Annotated in this window: 16 protein-coding genes; 7 read left to right on the forward strand and 9 right to left on the reverse strand. The window is 40.2% G+C overall.

Going from position 1 to position 20,650, the window contains the following annotated elements; genetic code table 11:
• Positions 1–11: 11 nt before the first annotated feature.
• The 4 genes from BQ5591_RS17090 to BQ5591_RS17105 all read left to right on the forward strand — a co-directional run bounded on the left by BQ5591_RS17090 (position 12) and on the right by BQ5591_RS17105 (position 7,875).
• A complete protein-coding gene (locus tag BQ5591_RS17090; protein ID WP_083381015.1) occupies positions 12–4,421 on the forward strand; it encodes a DUF6531 domain-containing protein in 4,410 nt (1,469 codons plus the stop codon).
• Complete coding sequence (locus BQ5591_RS17095; RefSeq protein WP_071150243.1) at positions 4,422–5,042, forward strand: Imm25 family immunity protein; 621 nt, start codon at positions 4,422–4,424, stop codon at positions 5,040–5,042.
• Between the two features lie 291 nt (positions 5,043–5,333).
• Positions 5,334–6,572, forward strand: coding sequence for a hypothetical protein (locus BQ5591_RS17100; protein ID WP_071150244.1), 1,239 nt, complete (start codon positions 5,334–5,336; stop codon positions 6,570–6,572).
• A gap of 16 nt (positions 6,573–6,588) precedes the next feature.
• Positions 6,589–7,875, forward strand: coding sequence for an SIR2 family protein (locus tag BQ5591_RS17105; protein ID WP_071150245.1), 1,287 nt, complete (start codon positions 6,589–6,591; stop codon positions 7,873–7,875).
• 28 nt (positions 7,876–7,903) lie between these two features.
• Here the strand turns inward: BQ5591_RS17105 and BQ5591_RS17110 are convergent, their stop codons facing one another.
• Positions 7,904–8,875, reverse strand: coding sequence for a hypothetical protein (locus BQ5591_RS17110; protein ID WP_205410647.1), 972 nt, complete (start codon positions 8,873–8,875; stop codon positions 7,904–7,906).
• A gap of 199 nt (positions 8,876–9,074) precedes the next feature.
• Positions 9,075–9,392 (reverse strand): hypothetical protein, encoded by a 318-nt coding sequence (locus BQ5591_RS17115; RefSeq protein ID WP_071150247.1) that lies wholly within the window; start codon positions 9,390–9,392, stop codon positions 9,075–9,077.
• Between the two features lie 187 nt (positions 9,393–9,579).
• On the opposite strand from BQ5591_RS17115, the gene BQ5591_RS17120 reads away from it, so the two are divergent.
• Entirely contained in the window at positions 9,580–10,032 is a 453-nt protein-coding gene (locus tag BQ5591_RS17120; RefSeq protein WP_235817106.1) for a type VI secretion system amidase effector protein Tae4, read from the forward strand.
• Positions 10,033–10,047: 15 nt separating this feature from the next.
• Positions 10,048–10,557, forward strand: coding sequence for a WG repeat-containing protein (locus BQ5591_RS17125; protein ID WP_071150248.1), 510 nt, complete (start codon positions 10,048–10,050; stop codon positions 10,555–10,557).
• A 247-nt stretch (positions 10,558–10,804) separates the two neighbouring features.
• Here BQ5591_RS17125 and BQ5591_RS17130 read toward each other — a convergent pair whose 3' ends face one another.
• The gene (locus BQ5591_RS17130; RefSeq protein WP_071150249.1) at positions 10,805–11,791 is read right to left on the reverse strand and encodes a tyrosine-type recombinase/integrase; all 987 of its coding nucleotides are present in this window, start codon (positions 11,789–11,791) and stop codon (positions 10,805–10,807) included.
• 103 nt (positions 11,792–11,894) lie between these two features.
• Here BQ5591_RS17130 and BQ5591_RS17135 point away from each other — a divergent pair, with 103 nt between their 5' ends.
• Positions 11,895–14,249, forward strand: coding sequence for a hypothetical protein (locus BQ5591_RS17135; protein WP_071150250.1), 2,355 nt, complete (start codon positions 11,895–11,897; stop codon positions 14,247–14,249).
• Here the strand turns inward: BQ5591_RS17135 and BQ5591_RS17140 are convergent.
• From BQ5591_RS17140 to istA, 6 genes are all read right to left on the reverse strand, one after another.
• Positions 14,203–14,652, reverse strand: a complete 450-nt coding sequence (locus BQ5591_RS17140) for an ATP-grasp domain-containing protein (protein WP_071150251.1) — start codon at positions 14,650–14,652, stop codon at positions 14,203–14,205. The genes BQ5591_RS17135 and BQ5591_RS17140 overlap by 47 nt on opposite strands.
• Positions 14,653–14,818: 166 nt before the next feature.
• Positions 14,819–16,444, reverse strand: a complete 1,626-nt coding sequence (gene tnpC, locus BQ5591_RS17145; protein ID WP_071149927.1) for an IS66 family transposase — start codon at positions 16,442–16,444, stop codon at positions 14,819–14,821.
• A gap of 87 nt (positions 16,445–16,531) precedes the next feature.
• Positions 16,532–16,900 carry an IS66 family insertion sequence element accessory protein TnpB gene (tnpB, locus tag BQ5591_RS17150; RefSeq protein ID WP_071149928.1) on the reverse strand — a complete coding sequence of 123 codons (369 nt, stop codon included), beginning with the start codon at positions 16,898–16,900 and terminating at the stop codon, positions 16,532–16,534.
• Positions 16,893–17,216 (reverse strand): IS66 family insertion sequence element accessory protein TnpA, encoded by a 324-nt coding sequence (gene tnpA, locus BQ5591_RS17155; protein WP_022233666.1) that lies wholly within the window; start codon positions 17,214–17,216, stop codon positions 16,893–16,895. The genes tnpB and tnpA overlap by 8 nt, the downstream gene beginning before the upstream one ends.
• Before the next feature lie 760 nt (positions 17,217–17,976).
• On the reverse strand, positions 17,977–18,732 hold the full coding sequence (gene istB, locus BQ5591_RS17160) for an IS21-like element helper ATPase IstB (protein WP_071150252.1): 756 nt from the start codon (positions 18,730–18,732) through the stop codon (positions 17,977–17,979).
• A gap of 29 nt (positions 18,733–18,761) precedes the next feature.
• Complete coding sequence (istA, locus tag BQ5591_RS17165; protein ID WP_083381016.1) at positions 18,762–20,303, reverse strand: IS21 family transposase; 1,542 nt, start codon at positions 20,301–20,303, stop codon at positions 18,762–18,764.
• Positions 20,304–20,650 lie beyond the last annotated feature (347 nt).

A 20,650-nucleotide genomic window follows, 5' to 3' on the forward strand; every position in this document is an offset into this window, starting at 1 on the left:
AACTATAAACTATGTCATCAGGAACAGGGTATTTCGACCAGGTAAGCGCACAGCTTGAAGCCACCGTAGGAGCACAGATGTCGGGTGTGGTTTCGGGAGCTTCCGCCAATGCGGAGGCGGGTGTATCCCCGTCCGTCAACGCGCTTGACACCGGACTGAAGGCAGCCACAGCCTTGGGCAGTCTGGCAGACAACGTGAGCGAGGCAGCCGTACTCCCCGTGCTCGGAGCACTGGGGATGAAAGGACAGGCGTGCCTGCCCATCTCCAAACAGCTCGACCCTGTAATCGGAGTGGATATTCACCTGGTGAACATACCACCGGCCACAAGCGTGCCGATGCCTCACCCGTATGTAGGGACACTGCTTTGTCCGCAGGACTTCATGACGGCGGCGGTAGCCTCGTATATCCCCCCTCCGCCCACAGCGGAAGAAACCGGGGATGCAGACTCGGCCAAGCTCGCAGAGATAGGCCACACGGCACTGACCATGGCCGTGGGCATGATGGGTGCCACCGTAAAAATCGGCGGATTCATTCCACGTGCCGTGGCTTCCACCCCCACACGCAGCATACCGCATGTACCGATGGGAGCCGGATTTGCCGCAAACTCAATACCAATCCCGAAAAACAACGGACATGCCTTCATGGGAAGTCTGACCGTACTTGCCGACGGACTTCCGCTGTCGGGAGGAGGAACACACATGCATCTGGACTGCAACGACCTGGGCATGTCGAGCGTACACAAGGTGCCGGGACTGTTCCTGCCGACAGGCGTAATCAACCCGATCCCTCCGGTCAGACAGATTCTGACCAGCCCCGTGCCCGTGCCGTTTAACCCGATGGCTGCCCTCTCACGCAAGTGCATGGGGGCTTTCGGAAGACTGTACAAGAAAAAAACCGAGAAGCTGGCAGACAAACTGCATGGAGCCGTAAATGACAAGATAAAGAGCGGAAAGTTGCAGGACATGCTGCACAAGACCATCTGTACCGTAACCGGACACCCGGTGGACGTGGCAAGCGGCACATTCTTCACAGATGAAGAGGACTTCTGGATAGACGGTCCAATCCCTCTCTCCTGGGAACGTACCTGGTACAGCCGAAGCGACTACCAGGGGCCACTGGGCAATGGATGGCATCATGCATACGACATGGGCATCGTAGTGGAAGACGGTATCCTCACCTTACGAATGTCTGACGGAATACCCGTAGCCTTCCCGCTACCTACTGAGAAGAAGCCCTCGTTCATCCGTGCAGAACGCAAGGAGGCACGAAAAGAAAAGGACGGCTACTGCATCTGGGATATGGACGAAGACCTGTACTACCGATTCACACAGAAAGAATATGACGATGTACACCTGCTGGAGAGCATGTCGGACGCGAACGGGTTCGCCATACGGTTCGGGTACAACAACAAGGGATACCTGAAGGAGATTACCGACAGTGCGGGAAGAAAGCTTACCGTAGAATGCGACGAGCGTAACGGACACATTCTGATAATAAAAGGCCCTCATCCCGAGAACAAGGGAGAAGAAACAATACTCGCATCATACGAATACGATGCGGAGGGAAACATGATATGCCAGCGCAACGCCGTGGGTGATGCCATGCGATATGAATACCAAAGAAGGCTGATCGTAAAGGAAACATGGAGAAACGGACTGAACTGGTTCTTCGAATACGACGGCAGCGAAATCGGATCCCGATGCATACATACATGGGGAGACGGAGGCATATACGACCACAAACTGCAATTCCTCGATGGCATGACCAGAGTGCTTGACAGCCATGACAAGCCGACAGAATATTGCCACAAGGACGGACTAGTGTATCGGAAGGTGGATGCCAACGGAGGCGAACACCGATGGAAATACGACTCGGACCGCAAGCTCCTGCAGGAAACTGATCCAGCAGGCAACAGCAGCCTGTACAAATACGACCGCTGGGGAAACTGTACCGACAGTTCCGATCCGGGAGGCGGCAGCGTATCGGCCGTGTTTTTCCGTAAGGGGGCATTGCGCAACAGGCCGCTGAGCGTGACCACAGCGGACGGAGGTACATGGAAGTTCGACTATGACACAAAGGGAAATGTGACTAAACGTACTAACCCAGAAGGGGCGAAAACACAGATAGAGTACAGCGAAGGACTGGCCGAAAGTATCACTGACCCGTATGGTGTAAAAACTGTACTGAGCTACGACAAAGACGGCAACCTGACGGAAGCCTCAGACAGCCGGGGAAACACCTCAAGCTACCGCTATGACCGACTGGGACGCTGCACACAGGTGACAAATCCGAAAGGTGCTGTACAGACAAGACACTATGATGCCATAGGACGCGTGACGGAAGTGGAGGACTTCGACGGCAACCACATACACCTGAGATATGACGGCATAGACAACCTGCTGGAATACCGGGACGACCTGCAGAAAGTGGAATACACCTACTCGGGCATGTGGAAGCTGACACACCGCAAGGACAGCCGAGGTGTAGTAGGTTTCCATTATGACAGGGAAGAACGGTTGCGCCACGTGATAAACGAGCGGATGCAATACTATGAGTTCGATCTTGACGACGTAGGCAACGTAATCCGGGAAACAGGGTTTGACCGGGGAACAAGGATATACCAACGTGACATCGCCGGACGTGTAACCAGCGAAAGGCTGCCGAGCGGAATCGTGAGGGAATACGAATATGACAATGCATCGAGGGTAACAAGGGTGTCGTATGTGACAACGGATGAGCCCGACCAGACCTACCAATATGGAATATCGGGAAGGCTCGTGGAAGCAACACGGGGTGAAAGCCGAGTGGAGTTTGCCTACAACGCACTAGGACTGCCGGTAATGGAAACGGCAGACGGTGAGACCATCAGACGCACCTACGACAGGACCGGACAGATACTGTCCCTGCAAAGTACGCTCGGGGCGAATCTGGAATACAAACGCAACGAATTCGGAGAACTGACGGAGTTCAGAGCCGGAGACGGCTGCGGGAACGGTGAAATGCCGTGGAAGTCACAGCACAGCTATGACACACTGGGCTTTGAAACAGAACGTATGCTACCCGGAGGCGTAATGCGAAGTTTCGCTTACGACAACATTGGCCGCCTTGTGGATGCACGCACGAGAAAGGATGCACGGACACGACACCTGCGCCGCTACCGCTGGGGCAAGGCTGACCGGCTGCTCGCAACGGAAGATAGCAGACGGGGAACGACACGGTACGGGTACACTCCGAACGGACAGCTGGAGTATGCCGAGTACGGAGACGGAACGGAACAGTGGAGAAAGAGCGACAGCCTGGGAAACCTGTACCCCGACCCCGACTGCATGGTACGCCGCTTCCTGAAAGGCGGAGCCATGGAACAGGACGGGAAGTGGCACTGCGAGTATGACAAGGACGGGAATCTGACAGAACGATACATCGGTACGGGAAGATGGCTGGACGGAAAGAAGGAGCACTGGAAATACAGGTGGAACGCTGACGGATCGCTGGCAAAGGTGGTACGACCTGACGGTGAGGAAGTGACATTCGAATACGATGCGCTGGGAAGAAGGCTCTCGAAGAGCTTCGGAACGACCGTGACACGATGGATGTGGAACGGGAACGTGCCACTGCACCAGTGGAAGCAGAGACGGAGCTACTCAATGGAAGAGGATGCGTGGCTGACCGAGGAAGAGCGTAAAGACCGCACGCTCTGGCTCTTTGAGGAGGAATCCTTCGTGCCTGCCGCCATGATAAAAGAAGGCAGGGCCTACTCTATACTGACAGACCATCTGGGTACACCAACCGAGGCATACGACACGCAAGGCAACGAGGTGTGGAGCAGGACTCTGGATATGAACGGAGAAGTCATCGAGGAGACCGGAAATATCGGAATGATACCGTTCCTGTTCCAAGGACAGTATTATGACCGAGAGACAGGGCTGGCGTACAACCGATTCAGGTATTACTCGCCGCAAATGGGGATGTATATCTCGCAAGATTCGATTGGGCTGGCTGGGGGAATACATAACCTTTACGGGTATGTCAATGATTCCAATACGTGGATTGATATATTGGGATTGGCTGGACGTATATGGCTTAATTACGCAAAGATTTGGCATGATAAACGTGCAACAGAAATTTTTGGAGAGGGTGATGGTAGACGGATTGGAGGAAGAGTTTATGATAAATATGTAGATGGGGTAGATATCGAATTTAAATCTGACAATTTCTCAAAAGGTCCAAGAAGTAAAGAGTCTTTAAAAAGGATGAATACTCAATTAAATAAGGATATAGCAAATAAATTATCAATGAAAGCTAATCCCCATTGGCATTTTGATCATGATCCAAGAAAAAGTCCTGAAATGAGAAGCCTTCTAAGAAAAATGAAGAAAAGTGGTATTACTTGGACATATGGTAAAAATTATTATAGTAAGTAAATGGATAGAATTTCTTTAAAGAAACATATAGTTAAAACAATTGAAACATCGCCCCATATAGATGGATATAAATGTTTAAATAAATTATGCTATAAAGACTTGTTTGTGTTTTGTAAACATTTAGAGGATATATATTATAGCTATATTATATTTAGGTTGAGTCAATCAAATTCAATAAACGTCTCACTGTGGGTTGGTCCAATTGATAGGCCTGATGATGGGTTATATAGTTTATCTGCAAATATAGAATTAAAAATAGTAACAAATGCATTATATAATGAATCCTTAATTGAAAATTGTCATAACAGAATCAACAACATAATTGATTCTAATATATTGTCAAATCTAATCACGGTATCTAAAAGAGAGTTAACTACTCCTTCTTTTGGATTGGAAAGAAACTATGTATACAATAATTTTATATTACCATTTTTTCAATTAGTAATTGAAAAATGTAAAGATAAGGCTGTTTTAAGGGATAAGAAAAAAACAGCTCCAATAATAATTGATATATATAACAAATTAAATCAAAAACAAAAATCTTTTTTTTGTAAGATTGGAAAAGATGAGACTGTAAATATAATATGGGAGTTATGTTATATTTATTCTTATAATAATTAATCTATAGTGAATCGGAATATCGGGGTAGGTACATCACCTAATGACAATACTTGTATTAATGGTAAAATCTTGAAAAATATGAAAACGTACTTTGAAGATAAAATGAAAAAACTACACCTTTGATAAAGGTATTAAAATGATTGTACTCCCAGTATCCAGAAAGTTGGGAATGAAAGAACGGACATTCCTGCCCATCTTCAACAACTCGCCACTGTAATCAGAGCAGAAGCTAGTACATAAATATAGACACATTATTTGATAAATAAGTTTATATAAAAGAAAGGACTCATTATGAAAAAAGATATAGATTTGGGCTATGAAATACCAGAAAAGCCTTTGACAGGTAGAAAGCACATCTCCATCTTAATTGGAGCTGGCTTTTCTGCGCCACAAGGGTATCCGATAGGAAATACTCTGAATGAGAATATATTGGACTTTGAAAAATATAATGCAGATTTTTCACCAAGTGGTGTATTATGTTGCTCAACAACTGGAGAAAAACCAGCTTTTCAAGAAGAAGGGATACTTAATCTGCATCAAAAACATTTCGTATTTTGCAAGCGTCTAATAAAAAAGTATGCAGAGACACATAAGTTCGACTATGAAGAGTTTTATGACTTTATAAAAAGTGAAGAAGTATATAACTCATGCTACGAAACATTGTGTGATGATTTATTAGACGAATATACAGACTATGGAAGTTTCGTCTTCAGTCTCCCCGACATCTATAATCAGATGGTGAGATATTTGTTGAGAGATAAAGATGGTAATTCTTTTTACGAAAACCAGCCATTCCACGTAGGATATGTGGAACATTACGATGGCTTTCTGAAATACCTAAATCACTTGAAAGAAGATTATATCATTGATGTGCATACACTGAACCATGATTTACTTTTTGAATCTTTTAATAAGACTGAATATATCAATGGTAGCATTTCTGACGGCTTTGATGAATATGGTTCGGAGTTCTATGGAATACTGAATAGAGACAATGCTACTTATCATTGCCGGTTAGAAAGATACGCAGCCAGATACGACGCTCCTATAAGGCTTTATAAATTACATGGTAGCTTAGATTATGTGCCTTATTACAAGACTGTTGAGAACAATTTCATGATACCCATTAAGTATGTGAAAATAAGGGAAGGTATTGGCGTGAGTGACTTATTAAGAGGAATACGAAGCAAAATAGGTTATGAAAGTTGCCCGATTGCTTACCACGCCGATTTTCTGACCGGCACAACCTCTAAAATAGAAAGATACAACAATCCTTTACTTTTCAAGAAACTCTTCAAAAGATTCAGAAAGAACCTGCGAAATGCAGAAAAACTGATAATCATAGGATATGGATGTAAAGACGAAGGAATTAACAAAATGATATTGGAGAACTTTGATTTCGCCCACAAGAGTACTTATATCTTTGATAAGTATGCAGGTAATAAAGTACGCGACTTTGGCAAAAAACTCTCGGCCAAGGTAATAGATGGAATTGAAATTGAAGATATAGTTCCTGAAATGTTTCAATGAGTAAATATAGCGAATTATGGAAAATAATCGTACAACATTTTTAATAGGTGCAGGAACACCGCTTGACTTGGTTTTACCACAAGATGTGATTAAACCTGCAACTACAAAAATCACAGAAGATGTTTGCAGACCTTACAAAAATTATCTTACTCAAGGGGATACAATAACTATTGTAAATGATATCTACAACTGGCTCATGGAAAATTATCCATCAGAGTGTTCTAATCCATATATAAGTGGAACACCTGCCCCCTATATTCATTTTGAACATTTGTTTCACGTATTAGAGATGTTAGATGCTTACAGTTGGGTATGGAACAAAAAATGTAATAATCCGAATAGATATCCGGTTTTTGCTCCTTTCACCAAACCGAATATAGACTTTGATCCTAATACACTTCGTTCTGTCATGGACCAATTTATCCTCAGAATAATGGATATTGTAAATGGGTATGATTCCAACATCATGAAAGAACAGGTGAATGAATGGTATTGGAGATTTTATCAACAGTTTGGCGAAAACAGTGACTTCTTTGTATTAAACTATGACACTACAATTGAGAAATCAATAGAAAATTATGAGGATGGATTTGAACTGGATGAAATTCAAGATGCATTCCTACGGTTCAATCCCAAGAAGTTGTTTGAAAATCCGAATGGCTTATCTACTATAAATCATCTGCATGGATGTATAAATTATTACTTCCAGTCATATAAAGATCCGAATACTGATATTTATAATTATCTATCAAATGACTTATATAAATATCCTGACTATGAGATAGTTAAAGGATTGATGATGGGACGAGGACAAAGCCAGCCTTGTACCCAATCAGGAGAAACATATTATTCTTCTCCAATCGTTACAGGATTGCGTAAAACGGATAAGCTAAACTGCGTTCCATTTGACTTTTATCATGCCAATATGACCAACTGTATCATCAGAAATCACAAACTGGTAATTGCAGGATATAGCTTTGGAGATTTGTATTGCAATAACCTCCTGGAAAGAATGAATTTCTTGCATGGAAACCAAAAGCGCATTGTACTTATTGATTTTTGGAAGATTCCCAAAGAAAATAGAATGCATGGAGGATATTGGCTAAGTCAGAATCAAGGAAGATTTCTTTGTCGCATAACTGATTGTGGGGATTTCAATGGAGTTATTCGTCAACTATATAAAAACGAAAATCCCCGAACAGGTGCCCTATACAGCGACAATGGATGCCTAATGGTATTACCAAAAGGATTCAAACATGCAGCGGCCTGCTGTGATGAAATCCTTGCTTTCTTGAACTCATAGAAGCAGAATAAACCAACAGCGAGGAGGATTACTCGCTATAGTTTATCCACTCTAACTTAATAGGAAGATGTTTTTGATGTTGACCGCCATTTATCATAAATATCATAACAGCCCGTCTAACCATGCTATGGTACTTGTATGTATCTTTACATATCTCCTTGAAGAATGCCATATCTATTAAATATTGAAAATACCACTGTAGTTCCTTCTCTTCATTAAGATGGTTCTCATAATAATCCAACTGATTTATGAAATAGCAGAACAACTCGTCATTATTCATCTGCCCCTCTATTAACCTTACATATTCCTTTATGGAATCAGCCAAGAAAGCAGGCATCGGATTCGCTTCATATTGTCGGTTAGAACAACAGGAAGAACTTCCATTTATACCATTTTGAGCTTCTATTTTTCCACGTATGAAAGTCAGCTCCCTATGTATATACTTAAAATAGTTCTTGAAGTTACTTGAACATCCTGCACCACAACCACAATCCAGAACTTCGTTATATTTACTCCACATTTTGGATATACTTATGTCCTGCTTAACGGACATTCGTTCAAAGAACTCAACAAACTCTGCAAAATGACAATGCTTGTACCTCAAACATCTGTTTTTGGCATACAATATATTATGCTGTGCAAACATCTGTGTAAAAGTCGCATCAAATGAGGCTCTTTCGGCAGCTTTCTGTTGTGACTTCAAAGCCCTATTGGAATTCGTAAATGCGGTATAGGCATAAAAGACAGTTATCAACGTAAAGATTGCAGACAAGCAAGTGGCAAAACCTCCCCAAGTTTCCCATTCTGTTGAGATATTCTTATTCACTATCCAGAAAAACTCCCCTTCATTAAAAATGCAAACAAGAAGTAAGAAAAAAATCAACACAAAAGCCAGAATAAAAGATATAAGGAAATATTTCCATTTACTTTCTACAAATCCAATAGGTAAAAATCGATGCATGAATTTGTTGCCAGAACACATTGTTACTAATAACATCATTAGTAATATCCATAATATCAATGATATTATGTCAACAACACTATCACAAAGGTTTATATTATTTCCCATAATTGTGTTAGAATTAAGATATTTGACAATCTTATCAATCTTCATTGAATATAGCAAAACTCACAATAAAAAAGATGTCTGTTCTTACCCCGAGCAAACATCTTTTCAAGAATATAGATTCTTTATACATTTATGGATTTACACTATTTACAGCACTCTGCAACCGTTCAATATTTGCATGTAAAAAAGCATATTCATAATTAATAAGATTATTATACTCTTCTATTGCTTTTTGGGCATACTTTGTATCTTTAGAACAATCATATTCAAATTCATACGCATAACCGATAAAAAAAGGTACTGCCGGGTCTTTGCCCCGTAGTTTATCCAGATCCAATCTACCTTCTTTACGCATTTGAGCATCTTGTACATTTAATGTTTTGTCTATTGCCTGATCCATGGCTTTAAAAATATCACGCTTTTCCTTTATTATTTGCCTTATATCCATTGCATTATTTTTTAATTTCTTCTACAAAGATACCTAATTTCATTATTAACATTAATAAGTTCCTGAAAATATTTTCAAGTATCAATAAGTTTTATTATATTACGAGCCAACTTATGGTTCCTTTAAGATGAAGCAACTACTTGAAGCTATTCTATAATGAATGTTTAACGAACTAAAAAAGAACATTATGAGCATTACTTATTCAACACTGAGTTCCAACTTCAGCAAAGTTAAGGATCTACCAACATCAGCGGTCGGTAAACTAATCGGCGGAAAAGTAGAAGAGAACATAAAAGCCGGCTTCTTCACCAACGCATGCGCAATACGTCTGTCGTATGCCTTTAACTATTCAGGTATGCCCATATCACGCTATGACGGTGCCACATCTTCGGGAAAGGACAAGAAATGGTATCTTTATAGAGTAACTGACATGCTTAGCTTCATCAAGCAAAAGATAGGCGGCACACCGATAAAAGGGAAAAAACTGGAAGACTTCAAAGGGAAAAAAGGTATCATAATCTTCAAGAACTGTAATTGGAGTGATGCTTCCGGACATGTGGATTTGTTTAATGGTGAAAAAGTGGAAGGAAAAGCTTATTTTACGGATTGTGGCGATGTTGAGCTCTATGTTTTACAATAACCTATAGAAAGAATCATGAACAGAACCCTATTGTATTTTTCATTCATCTGCACAGTCGGGCTTGCATGTTGTACGAGAACGCCTGACGAGAAGTTGTTCGTGGTCGAAGATAACGGTTTATTCGGATATGTCTCAGAAAATGGTGATACTGTAATACCATGTATGTATCCATTTGCCTATACCGACACAATCAATCATATTGGATTTGTGGCTGAAGGAAACGGGAAAATAGTATGCCTTGACAAAAAAGGCAATAAGCTTTTTAACGTATTCAAGTATGACAATGGACCAGACTACCCACAAGAAGGGCTATTCAGAATTATAGACGAAGATGGTGCCATCGGATTTGCAGATACTCTGGGAATAGTAATCATCCCTCCAAGCTATAAATTTGCCTTCCCTTTCAAAGATGGCAAGGCAAAGGTTACGTATGAAGGACAATCTGTAAGCAACGGTGAATATACTGTCTGGGAATCTTCTTCCTGGATATTTATTGATAATCCTTTAAGGAAAGAGGAGAAATAAAGATAACCATTTTGAGCTAATTTGATTGATTAATAGTGTGAAAAAGAGAGCCAGCTAATTGTTTATTAGCCGGCTTTCTTTTATTGGTATGTTCGCTGATTATTCCTTTCAAAGTTTGGTAAGCAATACGAAAAAAGGTTCCCTTTTTCATAGGAAACTGTTTCAATCGACTTGCCCAATAAAACTACATAAGCATTTTTGTATAAATCAAATAATTGAGCAATATAAAGATAGGCATTAAATATAGCTATAATTCAGTATCAACATCCGCTTTGAAACCGATAAGTTTCAATTCATTTCTTGGATGTTTGCTTTGTAGTATTTCTTTTTGCATATTCATATTTACATGCGTATAGATTTGCGTCGTAACGATACTGCTATGTCCGAGAAGATTCTGGATATATTTTATATCAACTCCTCTTTCCAAAAGTAATGTAGCAAATGTATGCCGAAATGTATGAGGGGTTACTCTCTTGTTCATCTGCAGACCGGTTACACACTTTTTGATTAACAATCTAACTGACTGCTCGGATATTCTATTCCCTAAGCGATTCACGAAGAAAAAAGTCTGGGGCTGTACTAAAACATAATACTCTTTTAGAATATCAAGTACTTCCGATGAGCATATTTGTATTATTCGCTCCTTACTGCCTTTACCATTCACTTTTAGAACACCATTCTCAAGATCTATATCATTACAGGACAGACTGCATAGTTCTGCAACCCGTATTCCAGTAGCAAACAGGACTTCGATCATGCATACATCACGTGTTCTGGCCAAATAAGTGTAGCTTTGAGGTTTAACATTCTCTTCCCTTATTTCGTACAAATATCTGAGAATCTGCTCGACCTCATTATAGTGCATAACTACAGGCAATACTTTAGGCTCTTTTACCTGGAGTCTAATTTTTCGTATAGGATTTACAAATAAATCATTTTCGTATTCATAATACGAGAATAATGCTTTCAGTGATGCTATCTTTCTTTTAATTGTCTTTGGCTTAAATGTGGATATAGTCTGTATATATCTTTTTATCATTTCCTTGGTTATGTGTTCAAAATAGGTAACATTAAAATCACCGTTGACAAAAGTTTCAAACTGAAGTCCATCTACCTTATAGGCTTTAATCGTCTTTTCACTTAGTCTTTTTTCATATCGACAATGAGACAAAAAGTCACTCATCACATTTTTAATAGCTGTATAACTTCTCTGCTGTTCAATTACTTCTTTCATTCTGGTATATATTAAAGTTTCGCAAAGGAAAGAAATACAAAGCATCGAGAAAGTGAATATCACCAGGAAAAATACCGGTATGAATAACTGATAACTTAAAATTATGATTACTAGAATATTTATAAATAGGAAAATTGAAAAGAAATTTTTTCAAGAAGATATAACATTAGCTCGTTCTAAATCTAGAATAGTCATAATAAGCAGTCCATCAGGTTTGGGTAAATCATCATTAATTGATGAGGTTGTAAAAAACAAGCTAAATTACGATTTAGATCATAGAGTAAAAATAAAACAAAGTGAATCTGAAGAATGTGATCTTGGCTTTTTTATAAAAAGGATAGTTAAGATGCTTGATATTAATGCTTTGCACGATCAAGCCGGGTATTTAAGATTTCATGAATTTTCATTAAAAAAAAACCTTTTAGAAATAATTGGTGAAATAACAATAAAAAAAATATTTTCCTCAGTAGGTATTGATAATTACCTTGATCATGTAAAATCAACGGAAGATAATATCCAAGAATGGTTAGGTAATGAATTTAATCTACTATTACTGGGAAAAGAATATATTAAGTATGTATTAAGAGGAAGAAAATTAATTTTAGCCATTGAAAATATCCAAAATATTGATAATTATTCGGTACAAGTTTTAAAGGAAATTATTCAATCAACAAATAACGCTTATTTGATTTTTGAATACACTACTGGTATTCGTTATAACTTTTCTATTCCAGAGTTACATGATTTTTTTCAAGCAGCAGCAGATATATCTGAATATACTCTTTCTAAACTTGACAAAGCTGAAATTATTAAAACTCTTGGAGTTAAGGACGATATAATCATTGGCATTCTCAATGAATCATATGATACTTCTGATGGGAATCTTTTTAAGCTTTCGTTACTTTTAAATGATGCCAAATGTTTAAAGCTTCATAAAGAATTAGTTTATAGTGAAACGATTAAGAATCTTGTTAATAATTTTAACAACTCAATAAAGGCAATTTTGATAATTATAGAATCTCATAGAAATGGCATTTCTTATACTAAATTGTATGAGCTAATAGCGACACATTTATCAGATCTTATAAATTGCAGGGAAATCGATACTTCATTGAGACTCTTAATGGATAATTACATAATAGAATGTACTCCAATAGATATTAAATTAACACATGACAGCCTATTTAAAGAACTAAATAAGCTTGATGAGTTAAAAAAAATATACATTGTTGTTTTAAGGAGAATGGCTGCCTACTACAAAGAAAAAAATCAAGAAAAACTAAGCATTGAAGAGAGAATAAACAACTATTTATACTTGATTTCATTTTATTTAAAACTCAACTCTTTTTTAGATATTATTGAAATACTTGAGCAAATAAACGATGATTTAGCTTCTTTCCCTATTGATACAGTTCTTAATTATTTAAATTTAATACGAGCAACATATGATGCGAACAAACTAGATGACGAATTTGACAAAGAAATCATTAAATGGTCTGTTTATATTTATTTCCGTTGTGGCTATTATAAAAAGATTATTGATGAGATTTCTTTTTCAACAATAGAAGATATACGAGTGAAATTATGTTATATAGCAGCCTTATCAAGTGAGAGCCCACAGGAAGCTATGAATATCATAATGAGTAATAAAGAAAAAGATTCAATTTATAATCTAGGGCTTAAGCTTGTTGAATTGAGAACGCTAAGATCTCTTCGCAAGAAACATGACTGCTATAATTTATGGATGGAATATTATGAGAATAAAGTATTTAATAATTCATTGTGGGAAGGCGATTTCTTGCGTTATTCATGTTTATGTATTCACAATGATTTGGAGTTTAGGATAAAACGTATAAAAGAAGCCTATAATATATTTAGAACTCGAAACAATTCATACGGAATTATTGCTTCTTGTTTAACATTAATGCGAGATTATCTATTTATGGGTAACTATAAAAAAGCCAATAAATGGATGAATGAAGCTAGCTACCACATTCAAAAGGCCGTATTCCCAATGTATATGTTTTACAATAATCAATCTGTACTAGGAATACTGGCGCAAGATATATCTGGAAAGGTTTTATTAAATTTATATAGAGCACTTGAAATTTGTACAAATTCAGATGATTCTATTGCAATACAATCTAATTTATTATGCTGTTGTATAATTCAAAAAGATAAAAATAGCGGTGTTGAATTTTATCAAAATTTGTTAGTCTCTTTACGAAAGTCCTATTATCAAAACAGTTCAATTTTTCAATCTGTTGTCTATAACTGCTATAAATACGCAAAGTTAATAGATGATGAAGAAAATATTCCTTTTTTAGCTAGTCATTATAGCAAACTATTGACAAATAATTATCCACAAGTACCATCTATTATCCGAAGTGATTTTTTCCCTGTGTTAATTGTTAACTGGGACATAGATTATTATACCGTTCTAAACAATTATCAATAAGTAATTCGAGAACAGATAGATAATTATAGCCTTCATAATAAAATGGAGTAAAGAATGCCCCTGACGGATTTAATGTTGTATCATGCGATAATTCAAAACAGTAAAAGGTATCATTAACTAGCTTGCCATCAATTCTAATATATTCAACTTTATCTAACCAATTAAATAATTTAAAGAGGTTAGATATGTTGTAATCGTTTAATAAGTGTTTGCCGTTTCTTAGTTTTATTTTATGATATAATTTATCCTCAAAACTATGTATATTATTATTGAAATAATTGTCATTAAATTCCGAATATCTCTCAACAACTCCCCAAGTCTTTATATTGTCTTTCCACCCAATAATGCTTACACTTAATTCTTTACCTCCTATAAATTCTTCTATAATGATAGGTTGGTTCAAATTCTCATATAGATTATTGATAAGTTTAATAATTCGATTTTTATCTTCGTAAGCATTCGATAAACTACAAGTTTTAAACCTTTATATACAACAATAGCGACTGTCACTATGAACCTAATAGTTTCAGCCGCTATTATTTTGTTGAACCTATATGTTGCATATGGCATTAGTTGTCAGATACCCCATGTTGTTTTGTTAATATGCTTTCCGGATGTTTCAGCTTCCACTTGTGTGGAAGCAGATCCAAAAGTATCTCATGAGTTGCATTCTTGTGATAAGGCATTTGGGCGATTACATCATTCAGGTAATTCCTTGGGTTTACATCGTGTGCCTTACAAGTAGCCAATAGGGAACAGATAACAGACATATTAACCGCAGCTTCGTGATTACCACAGAAAAGAAAATTTTTTCTGCTCAGAGTGATGGGCCGTTGGACATTTTCCGCCAGATTGTTGTCCCAGTACAGGCGGCCATCGTCCAGACATCTCATAATATTATCCCATTTGGTATAGGCATATGTTATGGCCTTGCCTGTCAAAGAACTTGGACTGTATTTAATTCCTTCTGTCTCCATCCATACTTTCATTGCCTCCATGATTGGCCTGGACAGTTCCTGACGCGTCTGTCTGCGCTCATCATATGCCAGGCCGGCTTCGTCACACTGGCGTTCTATTTTATAGATATGCTGTATCTGAGTCAGTGCATGTTGCGCCATCTCCCTGTTTTCATCCAAAGCCTGCTCAAAATGACGGCGTATATGCACCAGGCAGTTGAGTAGCCGCACATCGGGGTTGGTCTTGAAGGCTGTTTCATAACCTGCAAAACCGTCACATTGAAGATATCCCTTGAAGTTATATTGATTTGCCAGGGATTCGATGACCGCTCCGGCCCGTGATCCCCCGTCGTAATGGAAGATGACCAGTTTCTCCATGACTGATCTTACCATCCAGAGATATTCCTTGTCGGCTCTGTGTTTTTCTCTGTTAATGACCGGAACTGTAGTCTCGTCCGCCTGTACATAGTCGCAGGAGAATACTTCCCGTTTGAGTTCTTCATACAGAGGCTTAAGCAGTTCTACTGTTTTCTTGAACCATCCGTCCAGCGTACTTTCCGTCAGGCCTTTCATTCCAAGATGGCGGTACTGTTGTATCTGACGGTAGAACGGGACATGATATTCATACTTCTGAAGCAGTATCTCGGCAAGCAGGCTGGTGTCAGCAATGCACTTGTCGACCGGCATCAGCGGCATGGGAGCTATCTCTACGCCTTTCTGTCCGGCTGGAGGAAGCAGGGTACTATCCTTGAGAGCATATTTGGGACGGATGATCACCTTGACGTAAAGCATTCCCGGCTTGTGTTTGACGACTTTTGTTATCTCTTCGCCTATTCTACGGTATAAAGACAAGTCTACGCCTTTCGGTTCTATTGTATCGGTTTCCAATACGGGCAAGTCCTCTATCATTTTGCGGTTCTGACGATTTCGTTTTACGTCTTCCACCGATTCCTTCTCAATCTTTTCCACAGCCTCGTCCCGCTTTTCTTCCGCCTGCTGCCGGAGTCCGGAAAACTCGTCGGCAAAGAGATCTGGCATATTAGGATCATATACGCGAAGTTTCTCCGATTTACGACCAAAGAGCTGACGGTTCAGCCATGCGACCTGAGCCGTCAACTCCTTGATACGTTCCTGCAGATTTTTTATCTGTTCGGATTGATTCTTATTAGTAGTAGACAATGAGGCTATAGAGGCATTCAGCCCTTCTATCGTCTTGAGTAAAATTTCTTTTTCTTCCATTGTCTATACTTCTTTTAATGATGTAAATATACTAATTAACAGTGAATTATGCAACAATATCCAAAGTTTACTCACATAAAAAACATGTTATACATGGTATTCCTTACGTTCGGCTCTTAACCGCCGGAGCCTCTGCTCCGGGTTTTCCTGTATTCCTTCAACCATCATCACCAGATCGCGCCACTCCATGGGATAGCTGTTTGATTTGGGATCATACTCCGGCAACTTGAAGCGACCGGCCTCCAGACGTTTTACATACATTACCATACCTCCGTCTTCGGCATGAAGGAGTTTCATTAGCCTGCGGCTGGAACCGATGAAGATGAAGACATCACCGTTCCTCACTTCACTGTTCATTTTCTCATGTACCACTCCGCATAGCGAACTGATACCCTTGCGCATATCTGTCCTGCCAGGACACAGGAAGTAGCGCATCGTGTCGTTCAGGTTAAACATGACCGTTTCGAAGACTTTGGGTAAATATTTCCTTCAGCAAATCTTCAGAACCGCTCCCGAAGTGGGCACGAAGTCCATTGGGAAACAGCAGCGCAACACCATGCGGCAATTGTTCTTCTTGGGAAGACTCCGTAAATGCCTGTTTAAAACTGATAGGAGCCAACTCGTGTTTGATACTGCTCCTGTCAACGGAACATTTTCTACGCCAGTAGTGATAGGTTGAATAACTTACACCTATCTGTTGAAGGTACGACTTCAACGGCAGCTCGCTTTGTTGCACCTGCAATTCTAATTCTTCAAATTCTTGTCTGTTCATAATAATTGAGGTTTGATTGTATTCACTGCCGCAAAGCTACAACCAAACCTCAAAGTGTAAAAGGTGCATTTCTTCGAATGCTTACTTATCTTCGCTAAAAATTAAGTTATCCTGAGTTATACCTATAGAAGTTCCTTCATACGTTGGCTTTATGAGTAATGGGTATTTAAGTCGTGATAAATCAATATCTGTAACTAGTTTGTTCACCACCATATGTTTTGGCGTTTTTATATCAGATAATCTACAGATATCTTTTGATAAAATTTTGTCGCAACAAACGATATTGGTATAAGCATCTCCACCAATATAATGCATATTCCGGAGCATACCCGTTCACTTTCCGGCAGCTTATTAAGGCATAAAACCAGGCCTTAAAAACGCAATTTTATATCCGTTCATCCCCTAAAAGGATGAAAAAATGGATAACCAGACATTAAAATCTCAATTTTTCCGGAGCATATCCGTTCACTTTCGAGAATTGCACGTTGCAACACCTTTTTTCCGGAGCATACCCGTTCACTTTAAGCGTATGCTCTCCATTTTTCCGGAACATATCCGTTCAACCGTGCATAGAATCATCCGTGCATATCTTCATTTCCGGAGCATATCCGTTCATTCTTTCTCCGATTTCAGTTTCCTTTGTGCTGGTAAATTTATACGAAACAGCACAATCATGGCTGCTGAAAACGGTTGATATCCGTTCACCCAAAACGGGGATATCCGTTCACTTTTCATACTCTTTACCTATGGCGATGCAAATTTATTGATTTTCGTCTGTAACGTTGCAGTTTTGATGTCTTTTTTGACGTAAACTGCTGCCTTGTAGCTCGAAGCGCACACTTGTGTGTACCAGCCTGTCTAATATTGCATCAGCTGCAGTCGTGTTGCCTTTCATCACATCGTACCAGTTAGCAACCGGCAGTTGTGATATGATGATCGTAGCTTTTTGTCCATGGCGGTCTTCTATAATCTCCATAAAGTCAAGCAACTGTTGTCCGTCAAGAACTTTCATGCCGAAGTCGTCCAGTATAAGCAGGTCAGTCTGTGCCAGCTTGGCGAAGAAACGATGCAGAGTACTGGATATGCGGGCAAGGCTTATTTCCTCGAAGAGCCTGTACAGGTTATAATAAGCAACCTTATATCCGTTCATGCAGGCCTGATGACCAAACGCTGTACCCAACCAGCTTTTACCGGTACCGGCAGCACCCGTAATAAGTATGGATACCCCGTTTTTCACATAGTCACAAGTGGCAAGATTAAGTACTTTCTGCTTGTCCACGCCACGCTTGCAGTCATAGATAACTTCACTTATGGAAGCCTGATAACGGAAGTGTGCTTTTTTTATCAGACGGGCATTCCGGCTTTGATTCCGGTTATCCAGTTCAGCCTGTATAAGCAGTTGCAGACCGTCTTTCAAGGAGAGCGACTCTGCCTGTCGCGTCTCCTGCATGGTAGCCCAGTAATGGGCCATTCCGGGCATCTTAAGGTTTCTTAGAGCATTGATAATTTCATCCATCGTTATTTGTTTTGAGTGTTAGAAGTCTGTCATTTGAACTGTGATTTTCCACGGATATTACAGTGCTGCGGAGGAGCAAAGGAAAATGAAGGCTGCCCCACACCGGCACACTTGCTCTCTACCAGTAAACGGATAAAGCGATAGTTGCATCTGTCTACATTCAGGGCTGTCTCGCAGGCTTTCTGGAAAACGACCGGATCACTGCTCCTTTGCAGGTTTAGAAGCCCGTCGCAGGTCTTGTAATGAGTCTCCGGAGGCATTGTGGAAGAATAAAATATGCGGCGGATTACATCTCCAAGTATGCCGGATGCACGCTCGGCACGCTCTATGTATGATTTTGCACTCATCCCTCTGTATTCCCGGGAGTTGCTTGCAAGATGCTCCTTTACGATAGTATACTTTCCCCTGTTGTAATCACGTATGTGAGTGGCTACAAGTTCACCGTCCACATATACTTTTACCAATGTGCGTGTATATGCAACATGTGCAGTTTTGGATATATACTGATAGGGTACTGTATAATAGTGCTGGTCACGTCCGAGATAGATACAGCAGTTGGTTGACACCTTCAAATCGGTATATGACACAATCTCAAAATCCCTGTCAGGCAGCGGCATAAGATTAGGCCTGTCTACGGCAAGGAACCGTTCCTCACGCGTATAAGGATGCTTCTGCATGCGTTTCTGGTTGTGCGCTTTCATTTTGAGCGAGGCTGCCCGGTTAAGCTCTTCCAGTGAATGGAAGGTTTCATTGCGGAGTTCGGCAAACACACGCATATAGACAAGCCTCACGGTCCCTTCCACGTTGCTTTTATCTTTTGGGTGTGCGGGACGTGCCGGTATGATGACCGTGCCGTAATGATTGGCCATATCCTCCATTACACGGTTAAGCGAAGGCTCATATCTGTCTGTCTTGACAACGGCAGCTTTAAGGTTGTCAGGGACAAGCATCTTTGGTACGCCGCCAAGATGTTTCAGGCACTGCGTTATGGCATATACAAAGTCTTCCGTGCGCTGTGAACGTACGAAGAGGATATAACCGTAGTCGCTTGCAGGCAGAGTGGCTACAAAAGCCTGGCACTGGACGACCTCACCGGTTTCCATATCAACGTACCCCATAGTATCACCGGCAAAATCGAGGAAAAGCTTTTCGCCGCCCGTACGCATGTCGGCAAGTATGGTGGATGGCGACTCCTTTCTGGCCTCTGTGTTCTGATTGTAATGAAAACGGAACTGTGTCAGGCTGTAGTGGTCATCCGGATGCTCATTACGGTATTCCTCCCAAAGCAGCTTCAGCGTGACATGCTTGCGCTTCATCTCCTCCTGAAGATATGGAAGAAGGGCTTTGAATGTTTCAAAACGCTTGTCGCTATATGCAGGATTGCCGCCCTTGAGACGGTGCTCAAGAATGGGATCATCCAACCTGATAAGTTCATCAAGGCTCAGGCTGTCAGCGTTGACCTTGTTCATGTAGTTGTTCACTGTCTCCTTGTTCATGCCGATTATATCAGCAGCCTTGCGGTTGGAGATTCCGCTCTTCTTTAGTAGAAGAAGTTGTTTGATCTGGCTCATATTCTTACTTTTTCCTGCCATAGTCGTATCGTATGAAGATTGTTTTCTGCATACAAGATACGGGAAAAGAGTAGCAAGTGAACGGACATGCTCCGTTTTTTATGCAGGCATTGTCGTTTCTGTGAGAAGGTGAACGGATATACTCCGTTTTCCGTATGTAGACAACTGATTATAGTATTATTACATTCTCATTAGTGAACGGATATACTCCGATTTCTGTAGAGAAAACGGAGATTCTATCGTAATATCCAAACCACTGAACGGATATGCTCCGTTTTTTATGGCGTTTTGTGGCGTTTTTAGCTGAAATGAACGGATATACTCCGTTTTTCAGGCACTTTTCAAGG

The sequence above is a fragment of the Bacteroides ndongoniae genome, from assembly GCF_900108345.1.
Taxonomy (GTDB): Bacteria; Bacteroidota; Bacteroidia; order Bacteroidales; family Bacteroidaceae; genus Bacteroides; species Bacteroides ndongoniae.